Raw genomic sequence first — 18,697 nt, forward strand, 5'->3', positions numbered from 1 at the left:
TCCTTAGCTAAGATGAAAGTGTATATTTCTACACTACATTAGCATTGCAATCGCGGTATGTCAGTAGCTTAACCATACAATGGGTGGACAAATCCGAACATGAATCTAAAGAGGCGATAACATGACCTATCTGAAAGTGAATGTAGATGCTCCGATCCAACTGATCTCGGCAGGCGAGTTTGTTAACGAGGTGCCTTGGAAGCATATGAGTCGTTCCATTGAGAATTTTGAGCTGATCCTGGGTGTCCAAGAGACGGTATATATACGGGAGGAACGGGAAGATTTTGAAGTAGGCGAGGGAGATATTCTATTGCTTTACCCCGGTCGTACGCATAAAGGATACCGGGAGTCATTGCCAGGCGTGAAATTTTATTGGTTTCATTTCGATGTTCCCACGACCCCGAATGTATTATCTAATGAGGAAATGAAGCAGGAAACAAGTGCTTTGGGTGGACGTTTGCAGCGTCACGGTGTGATGCGGGATATCTATTTACCGCAATGTGTACAGGCAGACAACGGAGATCGGATTCATATTATCGTCAATCAGATTTTGCATGTAGCCAACTCACATTACCTTACGTATCACAGTGCAAATTATTTGTTCACCTCGTTGCTGATCGAGATATCTGAACTGGCGCTTAGCCGCTTGCTTTCCAATCCTGTCAGTTCACAGGGGAATGTGAGTTTTAACAAAATTATCGAGTGGACCCGAATTCATGCTGAAGAGCCGTTGACCGTGACGGATTTAGCTCGAAAATTCAATTACAACAAGGATTATATATCTCGTTTGTTCAAGCAAAATACAGGCATGCGTCCCTTGGAGTTCATTCACAGTATTCGTATCAACAAAGCCAAAGAGTTGATTTCCCGCACAGATATGAGCATTAAGCAGGTTGCCGAAGAGGCAGGATATACCGATGATAAGTATTTTATGCGTTTGTTCAAAAAGAGAGCCCACATGACTCCTTCCCAATACCGGAATGCCTATCACAAAACATTTATGAACAATGTCTAGTGCATTTCCGCTTGGATAGGGAAATTTTATAGATAAAACATAGAGGAAGAGTCGGCTAAAATAAATTTGTAAGCGTTTCACCTATAGATAGAAGGGAGGAGAGACATTCACCATGATTACTAGAGAACAGATTTATTTGGATGAGAAGCTGGAGACCAAATCGGCTGTGTTTGAGTTTATTGCCCAAGAGGCTGAAAAGCTGGGTGTCACCGTCCATAGGGAGCAACTGGTGCAGGATTTGTGGGAGAGGGAAAAGGTATATTCGACAGGGCTTCAGGATCAGTTTGCCATACCTCATACGCAGAGCGAAGTGGTTACCAGACCAGCAGTCCTCGTGATCCGATTGGAACATAGCATTGACTGGGCCTCTCATGATGGCAAGCCTGTCCAGTATATTTTTAGTATTTTGGTGCCTAAAGGGTCCGTGGATGTATCCCACTTACAAATTATTTCCTCGCTCGCAACCCTGCTCTTAGAGGATTCCTTCAAAGAGGCGGTAGCGGGTGCCAATAGCAGCGGCGATGTGTATCATTTGCTGGAACAGTATACAGAAGGGTTGGTGTCATAATGAAAATTGTAAGCGTTACATCCTGTATCGCAGGGTTGGCTCATACTCCAATGGCGGCAAAAGCACTGGAAAAAGCGGCGGCACAGCTCGGTCACCATATTAAAGTGGAACAGCAAGGCGCACTAGGCCAAGTGAACAAACTTACGGAGGAAGACATTGCCGCGGCGGATTTTGTACTGATTGCTTCGGATCAGACAGTGAAGGATGCAGAGCGTTTTGAAGATAAAAGAATCGTTCGCGTCAAAATCGGTCATGCGGTCAACAATGCAGAAGCGGTTCTTACCAAAGCGGTGGAGGCCATCTCTGCTCAAAAATAAGATTAGGAAGGCAACACGGACAATCAGCAGCATAGCTGGCTTGAATGATATCCGATGAGCCTTTGAATAACAGTAGTATTCATGATGGGGGAGAACATGATGAAAAAATGGCTGAGTGAAGCTAAAAAGCATCTGATGACAGGCATTTCTTATTTGCTTCCGGTTATTATTGCAGGCTCCTTGATTGTTGCCGTGTGTAAAATCATCGGTCTGACCATGGGTGTCACTGACTTTGGTCCATATGCTGACAAAAGCGGTTTTCTTCATATTTTATACTTAGTTGAAAATGTAGGTTGGCGCGGAATTGGACTGCTAAACATGGTTCTGGCTGGGTATATCGCTTATTCGATTGCCGACAAGCCTGCACTTGCTGCAGGGTTGATTGGCGGCGTGCTGGCACAGGAGACGAATGCGGGATTCTTGGGCGCTCTTGTTGCAGGCTTTTTCGCCGGGTATCTCACCCTCTGGGTGAAAAACAAAGTGAAAATCACAGGCCCGGCCGCAGGTTCTGTTCCACTGATTATTTTGCCACTCATTACGGTAGGTTTAACCGGGATTCTCATGTCCGTCATCCTGGGTGGGCCGTTGAGCGCGATTAATGAAGGACTGGTCAACTGGATTAAGCATATGAGTGAGAGCGGAACCAGCACCTTGGCGCTAGCCTTGATTTTGGGAGCCATGATTGGGTTCGATCTTGGGGGTCCTGTGAATAAAGCAGCCTGGATGGCGGGAAATGCGTTATTCCTGTCGGGTGTATATTTACCCAATATTTTCGTAAATATTGCGATCTGTATTCCACCTCTGGGCTATGGAATTGCAACCCTGATTCTGAAGCGTCGCTTTTCCAAAACGTATCGGGAAGCTGGAAAAGGCTCCGTGATCATGGGTATTATCGGAATTACGGAAGGGGCTATTCCATTTACACTACGTAACCCTGCCAAGCTGATTCCAATAAACATGATTGCCTGCGCAGCAGGTGCAGGATTGACGGCTTTGCTGGGCGCACATGTCATCATGCCTCCAATTGGCGGTTTGTATGGCGCCATCTCCGTAGGCACTCCGTTTGCATATCTGGCTGGAGGGGTTACAGGCGCATTAATCATTGTGGCAGGAACCTTGCTCGTCAATTTCCGTGAGGAAGAACAGCAGCAGGTTGAAACGAAAGAGGCCTCTGTTAAGAAAAATGGAGAAGACATTGAGCTTGTATTTGACTAAATATCACTAGATAAAGAATAGACAGCATGGAGGGAGAACGAGATATGAGCCGTACGAAAGTGCATGTCATACCACATACTCACTGGGATCGGGAATGGTATTTTACCACTTCCAGATCCAAAGTCTACTTGGTGAAGCATGTGAAAGAAGTATTGGATGCGTTGGAGAATGGGGACGGTTTTAAATACTATCTTTTGGATGCCCAAGGGTCCTTGCTTGACGATTATACCCGCTGGTGCCCGGAGGATGAAGAGCGCATTCGCCGTCTGGTAAGCGATAAACGCCTGATGACCGGACCGTGGTATACGCAGACGGATCAATTGGTGATTTCCGGTGAATCGATGGTCCGTAATCTGTATTACGGTATGGAAACGGCGCAGAAATATGGTCATGCCATGAAGGTCGGTTATGTGCCGGATGCCTTCGGCCAGTCGGCGCAGATGCCGCAGATTTATCAGGAGTTCGGTATTCGGCATTTTCTATTCTGGCGCGGGGTGGCAGATAATACGAATCCTAAAACCGAGTTTTTGTGGAAGGGGTCGGATGGCAGTCAGGTGTTTGCGGTACAGATGCCGTTTGGCTACTACTATGGTGGAAATATTCCAGAGGAAGCGGGAGAACTTGAGGCGTATCTCGACAGCCAGATCGGTGCGCTGGAAGAAAAAGCGTCCACCCGCCATGTTTATTTTCCCAACGGCTTCGATCAAGCACCTATCCGTCTAAACTTGCCAGAATTGATTCGCACATTCAACGAGCTGGACCCGGAACGAGAATATGTGATGAATGAGCCGGAACGTTTCCTTGAAGAGATTGAAAAGGACAGCAACGACCTTCCTGTACTGGAAGGAGAGCTTATGGAAGCCAAGCATATGCGTATTCATAAGTCGATTTTTTCCACACGGGCTGACCTTAAGCAGCAAAATAACGAGATTGAACATTTAATCGTGAACACGCTGGAGCCTGTACTGTCGATCAGCCATGCACTTGGGCATGAATATCCACATTATATCGTGAAGGATATATGGAAGCTCTTGTTTGAAAATGCAGCCCACGACAGCATTGGTGGATGCAATAGTGATACGACAAATCGGGATGTGGCTTTTCGTTATAAACAGGCAAGGGATATCGCGGAGAATGTATTGGAGCTGCACAAGCGACTGATCGCGTCGAAGATTAAGCAGGAGGAGACTTTTGCCTTCACCATCTTTAATACGTTGCCTTACCCGCGCAAGGGAGTGACAGAAATTGATGCTTACTTGCCGGAAGGAAGCTTTGTCATTCGGGATACGAACGGTCAGCAGCTTTTGTATACGATTACCGAGAAAGTGGAACAAACAGACTACGTGCTCGGTCAGCATATTGATCTGAATCCGAGCAAAAAGGTGTACCTGCCTGAGCGTGTATTCCGTGCCAAGCTGTTGGTGGAGCTTCAGGAAGTACCTGCTATGGGGTACACACAAATTATATTTGATTTTAGTGCAACAGGGGATGCAACAGCAGAACGTAGCAACGGAAAACATATTGAAAATGAAATCTATAGCATAGCCGTACAGGAGAACGGGGCATTAAGCATCACGGATAAAATTTCGGGACGTGTGTACTCAGATCAGATGGTGTTCGAGGACAACGGAGATGATGGAGATTCCTACAACTATTCTCCACCGGAACGTGATCTTACAGTTTCTTCGCTTGGTACTGATGTGGAGACGATAACATCCAAAAGTACGGTATCCGAAGAATTGTCCCTTCGGATGAAACTGAAGGTTCCGTATGATTTAAATGAGCGTTCCGCTGCTGGGACTTCAGCTGAGTTGCCACTGCAGGCATCGGTCTCCTTGCGGAAAGGTGAACGCCTGATACGCTTCTCGGTGGATGTGGACAACCGAGTGCTGAGTCACCGTCTGCGGGTGCTATTTGATACCGGGATTGCCTCTAAGCTATCTATTGCAGATCAGCCGTTCGGAGTCATTGCCCGTCCAACTACGCTGGAGGAAGTAAAGGTATGGGAACGGGAGCAGTGGACGGAAAAGCCGATCACCATCGAAGCTATGCAAAGCTATGTTGCGTTAAACGATGGTTCCCGTGGAGTAGCCGTGATGACCGAAGGAGTAAGGGAATATGAAATCATTGGGCATGAACATGATACAATAGCGCTGACGTTATTCCGTACTTTTGGTTATATGGGCAAGGAGAATTTGCTATACCGCCCGGGTCGTGCCTCAGGAGAAAAGATCGTAGAAACGCCAGATGCACAGCTGCTCGGTGAGCTTTCATTTACGTTTGCTCTACATGTCCAAGAGTCCGGGTTTGACGAGGCGGGCATCGCTCAAGCGGCCAAGGAATATTTAACACCATTGTCCAGCTACCAGCTGTCTGATTTTCTGAACGGTCGTTTAATTTTTGCCTTCCGAGACGAAGAAAGAATATTTGAGCAAAACTATAGCCTGTTATCTTTTAGCAAGGATTCCAATGTAATCTTGAGTGCATTCAAGAAAGCAGAGCATAGTGATGGTTATATCGTCCGTGTATTTAATCCTTATTTAGAGAAAAATGCGACTGCACATATCACATACAGCGAATCGGCCCACTACGAGTTGGTTTCGCTGGATGAGCGTTCCAAGGGAGAAACATTGGTTTCGTCCGATAGGGAAGGTGCACAATTGCCGGAATTGCAGCATTGTAAGCTGTTAACGGTACTGGTAACCCCGGAATTGAAATAACGTGGAAGTAAAATACGGTTTATCGGAAAGGGGGTCTTATATCTACATGATTTTTCCCTACAAACGCTTGAAAAAGCTGTACCAGCTCGTCAGTGGAAATGATCAAGGCTGGTCTTGGACCACCAAAGCGCTCGCTGAGCGGCTGGAGGTAACAGAGCGGACCATCCGCGATGATCTTAAGAAGCTGGACAGTATGCTGAATGAATATGGAGCATATCTGGAATCCAAGAGGGGTAGCGGCTATACGATTAGGGTTGATGATCGTGAGAAATACTATTTTTTTGCGGATGAAAGTCAGGAAGAAACAGAAGTAAGTCAGCGGCTACCGGGGGCTCCAGAAGAGCGCATACGGTATGAGCTGTTCAAGCTGCTGAATGCGAGGGAATACGTGAAGATGGAAGATCTCGCCGATGAGCTATATATTAGCCGGGCCACGATGAATAATGATTCTAAAATCATCCGTCGGATTCTGGAGGATTATAGTCTCACCCTACGCACCAAGCCGGGACATGGTGTAAAGGTGATTGGGGAAGAAAAGAGTATTCGTTACTGCCTGGCCGAATATGCTGACGTCCGCGATGAAGAGGGACAACGTAGCGACATGCCCTTGGAACAACAACAGCTGTTTCAAGGATTGGATCTACCGCAGATCCGGACAATTATTCTAAAGCATTTGCGGAGCGTTGGGACCAAAATGGCTGATTTGGCGCTCAAAGATCTCATCACTCATTTGGCGGTCATGGTGCTGCGAGTGAAGGAAGGACATGGTTTAGAACGCTTTGAGGCGGTGGTGGGCAGTCAGCGGGATATTGAATTGGCTAGCGCCATGCTGAGGGAGATGGAAGAGGTCTTTGGCATCACCTGTCCTGAAGGAGAGTTCGATTATGTTCTGCTGCATGTCGTCAGCAAAAAGATGGCCGAAACCGAGTGGGAGCGCCTCCAGTCTGACCGTCTCTTTTTGGCAGTGCGTGGGATGCTGACATTCGTCTACGAACGCTTTACCTATGACTTGCGTGACGACGAACGGCTGTCCAAGGATTTATTTGTACATTTGAAGCCAATGCTGACCCGGCTGGAGCATGGTATGAACATGCGTAATCCACTGCTTGGACATATTCGCAAGTATTATCCGCTTGCCTATGAAATCACAGTTGGTGCGGTAAAAGAACTACAAAAATCGTTTCCGTACGACATCAACGATAACGAAATCGGTTATTTGGCACTTCATATCGGGGCTGCATTGGAACGCAAATACAATATCCCTCATCGGCGTCGTAAAACCGTGTTGCTGGTGTGCGGCTCCGGCTATGGAACCGCCCGGATTCTAGAATCCAGGCTGCGTTCGCTGTTCGCTGAGCTGGATGTATCCCGAGTGGTTTCACTTCGGGAATACGAGGAGATGTCCACCGTCGATGAGGACCTCGTCGTTTCGACCATTCACTTGCAGCAGCGTAAGGATAAACCGTCCGCGGTGATTAGCCCGATTCCTTCGGAACGGGATATGGAGACAATGACGCGGATGGTACGGGCCAGCGATGAGGAACAGGAAACTTCACTGCTACGGTATTTTGACAAGCAATGGTTTATGACCCGATCCGATCAGCCGAGCAAAGATGCCCTGATTGAAGAAATGAGTGGTATTTTAAAGCAAAAAGGAGTGGTGACCGACAAGTTTTTGCCAGCAGTCAAAGAAAGAGAGAAGCTGGGCTCTACTGCACTGGATCGAGGGATGGCCATTCCCCATCCCCTGGAGCTAAGCTCTAACCGAACGGTCGTAAGCGTGTGCTTGCTGGAAAATCCGATTCCTTGGGATGCCAACCATGAGGTTCATGTGGTATTCCTGCTTTCAATCTGCAAAGAGGACTACGAGCAAGCTATGGGGATTTATGATTTGTTTGTAGAACTGATCCGCCAGGAAGAGACGCTGGAACGATTAAAGCATTGCCACTCCTTTGATGCCTTTATGCTAATTGCCCGTCAGGTGCTTGCAGTCAAGAGCAATGATTACCATTGAACCTAAAAAAGAGATCATTCATGATCTCTTTTTTGGGTTCACACATGTAGTTTGGAAGAGTGGAGCTCGATTAATAAAGCCAGCTGATTCAACGAAAATTTATGATTAACCATATCTACAGTAAAGTCTTCGGCTGCTTTCTGATCCATTTTAAATTGAAAGCCATTGTAGCGCAAAAAAATGAGTAATGCAGTAAAAGCTGTTCGCTTGTTTGCATTGTGAAAAGGAGGGTTTTGCCCTAGGGATTCGAATAATGCAGCGGCTTTGCTGAATATTGTGGGGTACGCATCTTCACTAAAAGCTGATGATTGAGGACGTAGAACAGCAGACTCAAGTAGACTGGTATCTTTGACGCCGATTTGTTCGCCTTTGCTGTATCTTTCAATCATGGCGACATTAATAGCTATAACTTCTTGAATGGTTAAGAAACGGATGCTGCTCATCTATCCTTGAGTCCTTTAAGAGTTTCGTCATATGCATCCATTACTTGAGAAAGATTTTCAAGAAAATCATCACTTAGCCCTGAGGGCAGAGTTATTTTGTTCGATTTTTGTATAATGATCTGTCCGCTCTGGTGATCTACTTCAACCTGAACTGTATCTCCTTGACCCAGTCCGAGTTGCTTAATGGCTTCTGTCATAGTAATCCCTAAGCTGTTTCCGAATTTAGTAATTTTACGTTCCATTCCAATCACCTTACCCATCTCTTTATCCTCCTTATTATACTATTCAACTGTTATAACAATTATACATGGTTTCAGGGTATATAAATATATACTTTTTAATTCAGCTTTTATCTGCTAGAAAAATAGATTGTCAGGCTTTTATTTGGTAATCTGAGGTAAGGGTTTAAATGGTTGCAGGCTATTTTATTACTTCATGAAAAAGGGGCGAGCGAGATGCTACAACCACCATTAAAGGAAGAACTGACTCGAATACTGGAAGGGTATTCACTGGATGAAGATTTAAAAGAAGAGATTCATCAGGAAGCTCAAGCTGCTATACAATTTCATGTGGAGCATGAGGAAAATTACGAACACATTGGAAATAGTCGGATCGCCGGCTATCCAGATCTGCCACCCTCGATCGAGTGGCCGTGTGATTCAGACGGAGAATATTACAGTTTTATTGCTCAAATCAATTTGGGTGAAATGCCTTTTTCCCCATACGAGGGGTTGCCTCATAAGGGTATACTTTACTTTTTTCTTGGGCTGGATGAGCCCGCCTATGATATTGACCATAAAATCTTTTACTATAACGGTGACAGCAGCGCTTTGAAGAAAACCTTGCCACCGACCGGGAAGGTTGAAGTATGTGTTGAGAACAGGGGTTTCACATCTTATGCAATTTCTTTTCAGCCGATTGTTACCCTTCGGTCGGAGGGTGAGCTAGGAGATGTTCTTGTAGATCAGTATGAAGAGCTGTATGAGCTTGTTTGTGAACAAAGTGACACGGTGTGGGGTCAGCATCAATCTTTTGCAGGGAACACCCGGCGGGATGCTTATCTACGCCGAAACGGGCTGGAGGGTCTTCTGTTTAACTGGCATAAGAGTGAGAGTCAGATTCATAAGGAAACCGAGCAAGCTATGCATAGGGGAAGTACGGATTATGCGAAGCATTTACGATCCGAGGTGCTGCCTCAGCTGCAAGAATATCAAACGAATCGGGAAAAGCACGATCAGGCTTCGGAAAATTGGCATGTTCTGCTCTCGGTCTCTTCTTTGGATGAGGTTGGTATGTGCTGGTGGGACGCAGGGTATTTGGAATTTTTGATCGATCAAAGAGACTTGAAGAACCTTGATTTCTCGAAGACATATGTCAATCTTGCTACGAGCTAGCCCGGTGCGGCAGACTCATGCTGATTTAGGGCAAATGTTGGCGGTTAGAGCAGGGCGGTTTTTTGATTGATAAAAGCAGTGAATTGAGCATGTGGCACAGTAGGTTTGTTTTGCCCGAGTGTCGGAAATCGAACGATCAATAATAGGTGGTCCTATATAGGGCCGCCTTTTTTCGATGTAAATGAACGATTGTACTCCGTTATTAGTCTTAATAGATGAGAACACAACAAGGGAGGTGCACACGTATATGACTGATCGAGAGCTGTTTGAGCTATATAAGGAGCAGATATATTATTTTTGTTATTATTTGATGCAAAATCAAGCAGATGCAGAAGATGTTTGCCAGGAAGTGTTTGTCAAAGCACTTTTGGCCGACAGGTCCAAAGTACAAGATCTCAAATCATGGATTTTGCGAATTGCTTCTAATGAGTGCAGCAATGTGCTTAGAAGGCGGAAAACTGGACTGATGAAGGAAATACGAACTTTTTTATTGTCACGCCCTCATTCATTTAATCCGGTGGAAGAGAGCTTATATCATCAAGAAACTAAGACAGAGCTACAGAAGCTATATAACAAGCTTCCAGATAAAATTCGAATGGTCGTGGTCCTTCGTTATGTAAACGAATTGACTGTGCCGGAGATCTCTAGAGTTATAAATATACCCGAAGGAACAGCTAAATCTAGATTAAATCGGGGGCTTAAACTGCTAAAAAAAATGGTGATATCCCAAGTAAAGGAGATGAGTAGCAGTGAGTCGGTATTTTGAAAAAGAGCAGAACATTCCTCAACCTGAATATGATGCAATGTGGGTAAATATAGAACAGGAAGCAACCAAACGAAAAGCAACTCTGCAACAGTCACAGGAAGTACCTATGCATAGAGCAAAAATTGCTCCAGCGAGTATCGTATTCTCATGTTTTCTGCTCGTCGCCATCCCTGTATTCGCTAGTGTGACAATCAATTGGGATAGAATAGGCGGACGTAGTGTAACCAATGCGCTAAATAATGGTATTGGACAACGGTATGATCTAAAAGCATCCAATGCAGGCATTACGATGAATTTGAATGGTGTTGTAACGGATGGCGAAAAAATGAAAATGCTTATTTCTCTGGATCCAGGAATTGATCCAACCAGTTATATTGGGTTTGCTATAGAGAAAACTACGGTAACTAGCAATTCTGATACCAAGGAACAAGCACACGGATATTTAAATTACGATCCTAAAAGCCAGAAACTCCTTGGCATTTATGAAACTATTGATACTTTAAAGGAGCGTAAAAAAGATTACACACTTGAGGCTCAGAATCTAATTTTTTATCGTAATCAGGATATTCCTTTAAAGACGGATCATCAAGCCGGAGATACCCTCGTTACCGGGACCAAGCAGTATCCTAACATTTATATAGAATCCGTTCGACAAACCAACAACAAGACTGTTGTCCGCTTTAGAGTTGCTGCAGCTCCATCCGATCTAGGACGTGGGAACCCGCATTTGGTAATGAAAGTGGGCGACAAAGAGATAGACGCAATCCCAACCATTCTACCTAGCGACAGCTCAGACTTGCATATTGAGCAGGTATTCAACATGACTGCACAAGATTGGAAAAAGGCAAACCCTCATTTTTGTTATATTGAGGAAGCAAAACGAATTGAAGGTACTTGGAAGTTCGAATTTGAAGCGGATGGAAAAAAAGCAAGTGAAGCGATTTATTCCAAGAAGCTGCATAGCAGCGCTGAATTCCAAGAAAATACAGGCACTACCTTAGACCAACTGATTATTACCCCCTTGGATATTGAAATTCTAGTAACAGAGCGTGATTCACTTAAAAAAGGAATTGTTCATTATAAAACAGCTCAGCTGGTAATAGGTGATAAAAAAATTAACGGAGGGTGGAATATTAAAGGAGCTGGTCCTGAAAATTATCAACACTTATATCAATTTGAATCTCCAGAGTGGTATAAGGACTGGTCTGATGTTCCAATGAAACTTATATTGAAAGATGCTGTCATCGAGAAACGTGATACGTCTAAGAATTGGATCACTCTTCATAAACCTAAAGAAGAAAAACAGTTCGCTGAGCTTAATGCGGACGGTTATCAAATTGATTTCACATACTATACAGAAGGAAAAGATTTGATTGTCGAATCGAAATCCGGTTCCCCTGGCTTCAAAGGCGTCAACCAAACAACGATGCGAATTAACGGCAAAGAAGTAGTGCCTGAGATCATTGCGAAGGGTATGGTATCCACAGGAGTTAATGTTGACCGTTACAAAAACATTGAATTAGACGGAAAATTGGAACTAAATCCTGGCATCTACAAGTACAGCGATCCTGGACGTGATATTGAAGTTATTTTGAAATAGATATGGCGAGCGCTGCCTATTCTGCAGATACGTAAATACAAAAGCCCTTCCAGCTTTAGCTTCTCATGAGGGAAGCAGCGGAAGGGCTTTTGTTATATCTACTTGTCTATACAGTGAGCGTGCTTATTTATACTCGTTGCACGGTAAATTCGAATTCCAGCTTTTGATCGGCTGTAATTTGGTATTCTTCATGTACCGGAGCTCCCCAGCTATCGTCGCCGCCTACGCCCATTTGTTTACCGGCTATGGTGACAACGGTGTAATACACGTTGGGTAGCTCATACAGATGGTAGGCACTTTCCAGCTCAAACGCTGTATACGGCGAAATATTGCATTCCACAGGTGCGGTGGCAGGAGCGGTAATGCGAATACCACGCTGAGAATCGTCGGTAATATCGACACGGCGCACGCCTGTACGGTTGCCGGATTCCTGCGGTACGGCATACCCGGATACGTTATCCGCAGCTTCGTTACGGAATACGCCTAGTCTCGCGCCAAAGGCACGGTCGATGTAATTCTCTTCCGGTCCCATCGCGTACCAGTCCAGATGGCGGTAGTCAGCCGGAACCTTGAACGAAAGGGCAAAGATCGGCAGGTTAGGCAGTCCTGAGACGCCTTCATAAGTCGATTTTACGTTCAGACTGCCATCCGCCAAGACGGTGTAGGCTACCGTTACCTGTACGTCTGCATGGATGCTCAGCGTGTAGCGGAATGTAACGGTTACACGGTCTGTCTGCTCTTCCGTGACCTCAATGTCCACGCATTTACGTGTCAGACTTGCAGCGAACCAGCCACCGGCTTCGAAGCCCAGAGCAGTTCCCCGATCATTGTCTGTGGTCGCCCGCCAGAACAATGGGGCAGGAGGTATGGCGATCATCTCACGTCCGGCGTAGCGAAGTGAAGTCAGGCTGCCTGCTCCTTTGGAGAACATCATACTGAAATCTGCACCGTGAACGCCAATGTTAACATCACCATGCACCACTCGTAAGGCACCGCCCGTAGGGATCTTCAGCGGGGTTGGATCTTCCACGATGAAAATATGCTGTCCAAAGGCCACTTCGTGTCCAGCCTCAGCCCAGAGCGTGGATTCTTTCAGAACTAGAGCGGTGTGAATGACGTACTCACCGGGCTTTCCGTCCGTAATGGGGAACGTCAGTGGAATATACGCTTCGGTCTGAGCCGCCACATCTACATGAATGGCATTACGTACGATTTCTTGGCCTTCATGCAGTAGACTGTATACTAGCTCATAGTCGCCCGTTCCCTCGAACAGGTTTTCATTGCGAAGGGTTACACCGCTGCGATCCGGGGTGAGCTTCAGATTTTGATACAGGAATTTGACCTCCTGCATCTTGGGTGAAACCTTCCGGTCCGCATAGACAATTCCGTCCGTACAGAAGCCATAGTCTGTGGCACGGTCGTCAAAGTCGCCGCCGATCGCGAGGTACTCGCGTCCGTAGCGATCTTTTTTCATAACAGCCTGATCAATATAATCCCAAATAAAACCGCCCTGATACAGCTCGTATTTGTTCTCCAGCTCTGTATACTTGTGCATGCCGCCTACGGAATTACCCATCGCATGCATGTATTCGCAACTGATATACGGTTTTTGCGGATTGTCGTTCAGATATTGCTCGATATCTGCGGGTTTGGCGTACATCCGGCTCTCCATATCGCTGGTATCATCGTACGTACGGTTGTGAAACACGCCTTCGTAGTGTACCAAACGGCTCGGGTCGGTGGCTCGGAAATAGTTGGCTACATTGCACAGCACTTCACCTGCATACGACTCATTGCCGCAGGACCAAATCAGAATGGACGCATGGTTTTTGTCCCGTTCCAGCATGGAAATGGCGCGATCCATGACGATATCCTGCCACTCAGGCAGATTGGCGGGAATATTCCACGATGGCTCGACGGCGCCGAGTTTTTGCCAGGAACCGTGTGTTTCCAAGTTCATTTCATCAATTACATAGACCCCATACTCATCGCATAGCTCATACCACAGAGTCTGATTTGGATAATGAGAGGTGCGAACAGCGTTCATATTGTTCTGCTTGAGCGTCCGAATATCCCACAGCATATCTTCACGGGAAATCGCACGTCCGGTGCGAGCGTTAAATTCATGGCGGTTCACACCTTTAAAGACGATGCGTTTACCGTTCAAATGCATGACCTTGTTTATCAGCTCAAATTTACGGAAGCCCATTTTTTGTGGAATGACTTCCACGAGCGATCCACTGGCATCATAAATTTGAATGAACAACGTGTACAAATAAGGTTTCTCCGCGCTCCAGCGCTGCACTTGCTCCAAGGTTGCTGACAGCGAAGCTATGCCATCAGTAAAGTCAGCTTTCAAAGAAGCTACAACATGGCCGGCAGCATCTTTCACATCGACAGTTGCATAGGCCGTTGCCGGCTTTTCCAAGGTCAATTTCAGCTCCAGAAGGCCCTGCGTGTAGGAAGCATCCAGATCCGCCTTGGCATGTAGGTCACGTACGTGAAGAGTAGGGATGGTATAGAGATATACGTCTCTGAAAATACCGGAAAAACGCCAAAAGTCCTGATCCTCTAGCCACGCCCCCGTACTTCTTTGATATACCTCTACTGCCAGCTTGTTTTCGCCTGCTTGCAGGAACGGTGTCAGTTCAAAATCAGACGGTGTAAAACTGTCCTCGCTGTAACCGACAAATTGTCCGTTCAGCCATACATAGAAAGCCGACTCGACACCTTGGAAAGAAATGAACACAGGCTGCGCGTCGGAAGCCATATTTTTCGGCAAAACAAAGCTTTTGATATAGCTCCCGACCGGGTTGTGATCCTCCGGAATATGGGGTGGGCGAACGTCCGAATGTCCGTCCCATGGATACATCGTATTCACGTACTGCATTTGGCCAAAGCCTTGCGTCTGAATGTGACCCGGCACCTGAATATCGCTCCAGCCGCCATACTCAAAGCCAGGGGCATAGAACTCTACCGGACGGCTGGCTGGATTCGTTGCATAGTTAAACTTCCAGCTCCCATTCAGGCTATGACGCCAAGCCATATCAGCTTGCCGCTCCGCTTCTTGAAGCGTAGCGTAATATTTGTGATCGGAATAGGCTGGCAGCCGATGTACAGCAAATTTGGTTACGTCGGTCAGCCAGTCCAGACTAGGGGTATGGGTGGTCAAGGCGAACACTCCTTATTTTTAAAATGAAATGAAGAACGTACACAGAAATCTGTTATTTTACTGAACCAACCATGCCCGCTACAAAGTGTTTCTGCATCAGGAAGAATACCAGTGCAGTCGGCAGTGTGGACAGGACAATGGCGATCATGATGACACCGTAATCCGGTGCATAGCTGGAGCCAAGGTTCGAGATCAACAGCGGAATCGTTTGATTCTCCGGCGTTTGCAGCACAATCAGAGGCCAGAGGTAGTTGTTCCAGCTGGACATGAATGTGATGATTGCGGCAGCGGCATAGGTTGTTTTCATCGTAGGCATATACACCCGGAAGAACAGACCCAGCTCGGATAATCCATCCATACGACCTGCTTCCAGTAGATCCTTTGGAAACATCTTGGTGCTTTGACGGAAAAAGAAGATCAGGAACGCCGTAGTTACGGTCGGAATGACGACAGAAGAGAGTGTATCAATACCGATCCACGGTATGACATTAGAAATACTGCCGAACATCCGGTAGAGCGGGATCATGATCGCCGCAAACGGAATCATCATAGACATCAGCAGGATATTGAAGACAACGTCTTTCGCTTTACTTCTGTAAATTTCAAAGCCATAACCGGCCAGTGATGCGATTAGCATAGCCAGCAGCGTAGTTGAGATGGAGACTTTTGCAGAGTTACTTAGTGCGGTAACGATGTCTACTTTTTCAAGCAAATTGTGCATGTTATCCATCAGATGGGAGCCAGGCAGAAGCTTGCCTTTGGTCACATCGACCGACAGGTTCGTGGAGCTGGATAGCATCCAGAGGAACGGGAAAATCGAAACGAACGACACAATGATCAGAAAGGCGTACGTAAATGCTCTTTTTGTTTTCATCATTTTTTCTCACCTGCCACTTTGAACTGGATAATCGACAAGATAATGATCATAATGACGATGGAATAAGATACGGTCGCCGCATAACCAAAGTCGGATGAATATTTGAAGGACAGATTGTAAATATATTGCGAAATTGAAGATGTCGCGTTCCCTGGCCCACCCTTGGTAATATTCATAATTTCATCGAAGAGTTGGAGTGTACCAATCGTTGATGTAATCGAAGTGAACAGGATAATCGGCTTAAGCAGTGGAACCGTAATGCTGAAAAACTGTCGGATCGGAGAAGCTCCGTCAATACGGGCAGCTTCGTAGATGGAACTGTCAATGTTCTGAAGACCGGACAGGTAAAAGATCATATTATAACCAGTCCAGCGCCATGTGATCGCGATAATAATCGTAACCTTGGCCCAGAAAGGATCTGTAATCCATTGGATTGGCGTGCCAATCACGTGCAGATTCAGTAATAAGGAGTTTACCAGACCGTCGGACGAGAACAGGTACTTGAAGACAACCGAATAGGCTACAAGGGATGTGATACACGGCAAGAAGATAGCTGTGCGGAAAAAGCCCTTGAATTTCAGGTTTTTATCATTCAACAATACCGAAATGAACAGAGCCAGAATGACCATCAAAGGTACCTGGAAAATTAAATAGATAAACGTATTCTTCACGGCGGTTATAAACATTTTATCGGTGAAGAGTCGCTTGTAGTTATCAATGCCGTTAAAGCTCAGATTAGACCCTGTACCTGTCTTAAAGGACAAGATAAGCGCCTGAATCATCGGATAGAAATAAAAAGCGGCGATCATGATCACTGCGATGGATATGAACAACCATCCTGTCATACCTGCTTTGAGACGTGTTGTAGTTATCTTGGGCGCGGCTGTCTTCATACCATGTCAACTCCCTGTGCAGCAATAAAACCTTGAACTCGCAAGCCCAAGGTTTTAAGTGCTTATCGTTTTATTGTTTAGCCTTGGCTAGATGGACTGTCTTATTTAAGCTGTGCTTCCGCCTGTCCTTGAGCATCTTTCAGAACTGCGTCTACATCTTTACCGTTCAGATAGTTTTGAATTTCAACGGTCATGATATCTTCAATGGCATAGGTGTGCAGGCCATAATTAACTTTTGGAACTTGCTTAGTCCATTCTGCAAATTTCTTGTATACTTTGTCTCCTCCGAAGTACGGATCTTCCACGTCATAAGCTTTACCGCTGGAAGCTGCGTTCAATGAACCGACAATTCCAATTTTGCTCAGCATATCTTGATACAGTTCTTGATCTGTTCCGAATGTCTCTTTCAGGAAATCAGCAGCGGTATCTTGACCGTCCGAGTTAAGGACATACCAGGAGCTGCCGCCGAGGCTGGAAGCATTCACGGATTCAGGTATATTTTTCAGCTTAGGGAAAGGAACAACGGCCCATTTACCTGATTGCGAAGCTTCAGCTTTGATCGAAGGTGTAATCCAGTTACCTGTAGGTACGGAAGCAACTGCACCGCTGTTGAATGCGGCCAGGAACTGACTCCAGTCGGCATTCATTTTAACAATGTTAGCGTCGAACAAGGATTTGTACGTCAAGAGCGCTTCTTTCAGAGCTGGATTACCAGCCAGGTTTGGTGTTTTACCGTCTTCTTTCAGGTACCATGAACCTGCAGTTTGGATCATACCACGGATCAGACCGAGGTCATTCGGATCTTGAGTCAGCATTTCTTTGCCTGTTTTTTGTTTTACGGCTTTACCAATTTCAATAAATTTGTCCCAATCAATATTAGTCAGGTCCGCTACTTTGTAGCCGGCTTGTTCCAGATAGTCCGTTCTTACATACAGTCCCATAACACCGGAGTCGAATGGAACACCATACTGTTTGCCGTTGTAGCTAGTCGGTCCGATTTTATAATCAGCGAAGTCGGATGCTTTGATCGTGCTGCTCATATCATGGAAAGAATCGGGATAGGCTTGCAGGAAGTTCTGTGCCCGATAATCCTCGATCAGAACCACATTCGGCAATCCTTTGGTAGATCCGGAGTTAAGGCCGGCATTCATTTTTTGTACGATATCGTTTTGAGCATATTCAACAATGTTTACGGTTACATCTGGATGTTTGGCAACGTATCGATCTTTTGCCAGCTTCAGGGCTGCGATATTAAAGTTCGGGTCCCAAGCCCAGACGGTGATTTCTTTTTTGCCTGAATCTGTGGTAGTAGCTGCTTTCTCGGAATTGCTGGAGCATGCGGATAGCAAGATCAAGCTTGCAATCAGCAGAAGGAAAGTCATTTTTTTCATTTTGTTCAACCCCTACTCTTTTTTTATATGTTGCTTGCTAGTTCTAAACCTCTTAAATGAAAGCGGTTACCTTATTTATAAATCTAGTGTACCATCCATACTTTGTCGGCGTTAGGAATATCTTTATACGGATTGGTCTTATTATTATGATTTATCAAAAAAGGTATCGCTTACATTTGTATTTTATTTTGGTTTAGGTATTTTTTTTAGGATGAGCTTGAAATTAGATGGTGTGTTACTACGCAGGTAAGATGGTGCTTCCCATCGCCCCCGCCCCCGGATTTCTTGAAAGAAGTCTTTCGTAAAGTAGAG

Annotated in this window: 15 protein-coding genes; 9 read left to right on the forward strand and 6 right to left on the reverse strand. The window is 45.7% G+C overall.

Annotated features, from left to right (window positions below; genetic code table 11):
- The first annotated feature begins 121 nt into the window (after positions 1-121).
- The 6 genes from KAI36_RS01135 to KAI36_RS01160 all read left to right on the forward strand — a co-directional run bounded on the left by KAI36_RS01135 (position 122) and on the right by KAI36_RS01160 (position 7,849).
- Positions 122-1,015: an AraC family transcriptional regulator gene (locus KAI36_RS01135; protein WP_220026669.1), complete on the forward strand. Its 894-nt coding sequence runs from the start codon at positions 122-124 to the stop codon at positions 1,013-1,015.
- Between the two features lie 112 nt (positions 1,016-1,127).
- Positions 1,128-1,583, forward strand: a complete 456-nt coding sequence (locus tag KAI36_RS01140; protein ID WP_025718799.1) for a PTS sugar transporter subunit IIA — start codon at positions 1,128-1,130, stop codon at positions 1,581-1,583.
- Positions 1,583-1,900, forward strand: a complete 318-nt coding sequence (locus KAI36_RS01145) for a PTS fructose transporter subunit IIB (protein ID WP_023986530.1) — start codon at positions 1,583-1,585, stop codon at positions 1,898-1,900. The genes KAI36_RS01140 and KAI36_RS01145 overlap by 1 nt, the downstream gene beginning before the upstream one ends.
- A gap of 99 nt (positions 1,901-1,999) precedes the next feature.
- Complete coding sequence (locus KAI36_RS01150) at positions 2,000-3,115, forward strand: PTS fructose transporter subunit IIC (RefSeq protein WP_220028019.1); 1,116 nt, start codon at positions 2,000-2,002, stop codon at positions 3,113-3,115.
- A 44-nt stretch (positions 3,116-3,159) separates the two neighbouring features.
- Entirely contained in the window at positions 3,160-5,835 is a 2,676-nt protein-coding gene (mngB, locus tag KAI36_RS01155; RefSeq protein ID WP_258297446.1) for a mannosylglycerate hydrolase, read from the forward strand.
- A gap of 46 nt (positions 5,836-5,881) precedes the next feature.
- Positions 5,882-7,849 (forward strand): BglG family transcription antiterminator, encoded by a 1,968-nt coding sequence (locus KAI36_RS01160; protein ID WP_220026671.1) that lies wholly within the window; start codon positions 5,882-5,884, stop codon positions 7,847-7,849.
- 38 nt (positions 7,850-7,887) lie between these two features.
- On the opposite strand, the gene KAI36_RS01165 is transcribed toward KAI36_RS01160, so the two are convergent.
- Complete coding sequence (locus KAI36_RS01165) at positions 7,888-8,292, reverse strand: type II toxin-antitoxin system death-on-curing family toxin (RefSeq protein WP_220026673.1); 405 nt, start codon at positions 8,290-8,292, stop codon at positions 7,888-7,890.
- Entirely contained in the window at positions 8,289-8,552 is a 264-nt protein-coding gene (locus KAI36_RS01170; RefSeq protein ID WP_025718789.1) for an AbrB/MazE/SpoVT family DNA-binding domain-containing protein, read from the reverse strand. The genes KAI36_RS01165 and KAI36_RS01170 overlap by 4 nt, the downstream gene beginning before the upstream one ends.
- Positions 8,553-8,747: 195 nt before the next feature.
- On the opposite strand from KAI36_RS01170, the gene KAI36_RS01175 reads away from it, so the two are divergent.
- From KAI36_RS01175 to KAI36_RS01185, 3 genes are all read left to right on the forward strand, one after another.
- Positions 8,748-9,686, forward strand: a complete 939-nt coding sequence (locus KAI36_RS01175) for a YwqG family protein (RefSeq protein WP_220026674.1) — start codon at positions 8,748-8,750, stop codon at positions 9,684-9,686.
- Between the two features lie 247 nt (positions 9,687-9,933).
- Complete coding sequence (locus KAI36_RS01180; RefSeq protein ID WP_025718786.1) at positions 9,934-10,452, forward strand: RNA polymerase sigma factor; 519 nt, start codon at positions 9,934-9,936, stop codon at positions 10,450-10,452.
- On the forward strand, positions 10,436-12,052 hold the full coding sequence (locus KAI36_RS01185) for a DUF4179 domain-containing protein (RefSeq protein WP_220026676.1): 1,617 nt from the start codon (positions 10,436-10,438) through the stop codon (positions 12,050-12,052). The genes KAI36_RS01180 and KAI36_RS01185 overlap by 17 nt, the downstream gene beginning before the upstream one ends.
- A 127-nt stretch (positions 12,053-12,179) precedes the next feature.
- On the opposite strand, the gene lacZ is transcribed toward KAI36_RS01185, so the two are convergent.
- The 4 genes from lacZ to KAI36_RS01205 form a co-directional block, all read right to left on the reverse strand.
- Complete coding sequence (lacZ, locus tag KAI36_RS01190) at positions 12,180-15,224, reverse strand: beta-galactosidase, LacZ type (RefSeq protein ID WP_220026678.1); 3,045 nt, start codon at positions 15,222-15,224, stop codon at positions 12,180-12,182.
- A gap of 52 nt (positions 15,225-15,276) precedes the next feature.
- Positions 15,277-16,101: a carbohydrate ABC transporter permease gene (locus tag KAI36_RS01195; RefSeq protein ID WP_025722097.1), complete on the reverse strand. Its 825-nt coding sequence runs from the start codon at positions 16,099-16,101 to the stop codon at positions 15,277-15,279.
- Positions 16,098-16,994: a carbohydrate ABC transporter permease gene (locus KAI36_RS01200; RefSeq protein WP_013308301.1), complete on the reverse strand. Its 897-nt coding sequence runs from the start codon at positions 16,992-16,994 to the stop codon at positions 16,098-16,100. The genes KAI36_RS01195 and KAI36_RS01200 overlap by 4 nt, the downstream gene beginning before the upstream one ends.
- Before the next feature lie 101 nt (positions 16,995-17,095).
- Complete coding sequence (locus KAI36_RS01205) at positions 17,096-18,385, reverse strand: ABC transporter substrate-binding protein (RefSeq protein ID WP_053324404.1); 1,290 nt, start codon at positions 18,383-18,385, stop codon at positions 17,096-17,098.
- Positions 18,386-18,697 lie beyond the last annotated feature (312 nt).

This window comes from Paenibacillus sp. S02 (assembly GCF_019454065.1).
GTDB classification, from domain to species: Bacteria; Bacillota; Bacilli; order Paenibacillales; family Paenibacillaceae; genus Paenibacillus; species Paenibacillus polymyxa_B.

Excerpts from the sequence above, each read along its gene's own strand:
- KAI36_RS01135 (WP_220026669.1), top strand. The coding sequence starts at position 122 with ATGACCTATCTGAAAGTGAATGTAGATGCTCCGATCCAACTGATCTCG.
- KAI36_RS01195 (WP_025722097.1), bottom strand. The coding sequence starts at position 16,101 with ATGATGAAAACAAAAAGAGCATTTACGTACGCCTTTCTGATCATTGTG.
- KAI36_RS01180 (WP_025718786.1), top strand. The coding sequence starts at position 9,934 with ATGACTGATCGAGAGCTGTTTGAGCTATATAAGGAGCAGATATATTAT.
- mngB (WP_258297446.1), top strand. The coding sequence starts at position 3,160 with ATGAGCCGTACGAAAGTGCATGTCATACCACATACTCACTGGGATCGG.
- KAI36_RS01205 (WP_053324404.1), bottom strand. The coding sequence starts at position 18,385 with ATGAAAAAAATGACTTTCCTTCTGCTGATTGCAAGCTTGATCTTGCTA.
- KAI36_RS01200 (WP_013308301.1), bottom strand. The coding sequence starts at position 16,994 with ATGAAGACAGCCGCGCCCAAGATAACTACAACACGTCTCAAAGCAGGT.
- KAI36_RS01165 (WP_220026673.1), bottom strand. The coding sequence starts at position 8,292 with ATGAGCAGCATCCGTTTCTTAACCATTCAAGAAGTTATAGCTATTAAT.
- KAI36_RS01175 (WP_220026674.1), top strand. The coding sequence starts at position 8,748 with ATGCTACAACCACCATTAAAGGAAGAACTGACTCGAATACTGGAAGGG.
- KAI36_RS01160 (WP_220026671.1), top strand. The coding sequence starts at position 5,882 with ATGATTTTTCCCTACAAACGCTTGAAAAAGCTGTACCAGCTCGTCAGT.
- KAI36_RS01150 (WP_220028019.1), top strand. The coding sequence starts at position 2,000 with ATGAAAAAATGGCTGAGTGAAGCTAAAAAGCATCTGATGACAGGCATT.
- KAI36_RS01140 (WP_025718799.1), top strand. The coding sequence starts at position 1,128 with ATGATTACTAGAGAACAGATTTATTTGGATGAGAAGCTGGAGACCAAA.
- KAI36_RS01170 (WP_025718789.1), bottom strand. The coding sequence starts at position 8,552 with ATGGGTAAGGTGATTGGAATGGAACGTAAAATTACTAAATTCGGAAAC.
- KAI36_RS01145 (WP_023986530.1), top strand. The coding sequence starts at position 1,583 with ATGAAAATTGTAAGCGTTACATCCTGTATCGCAGGGTTGGCTCATACT.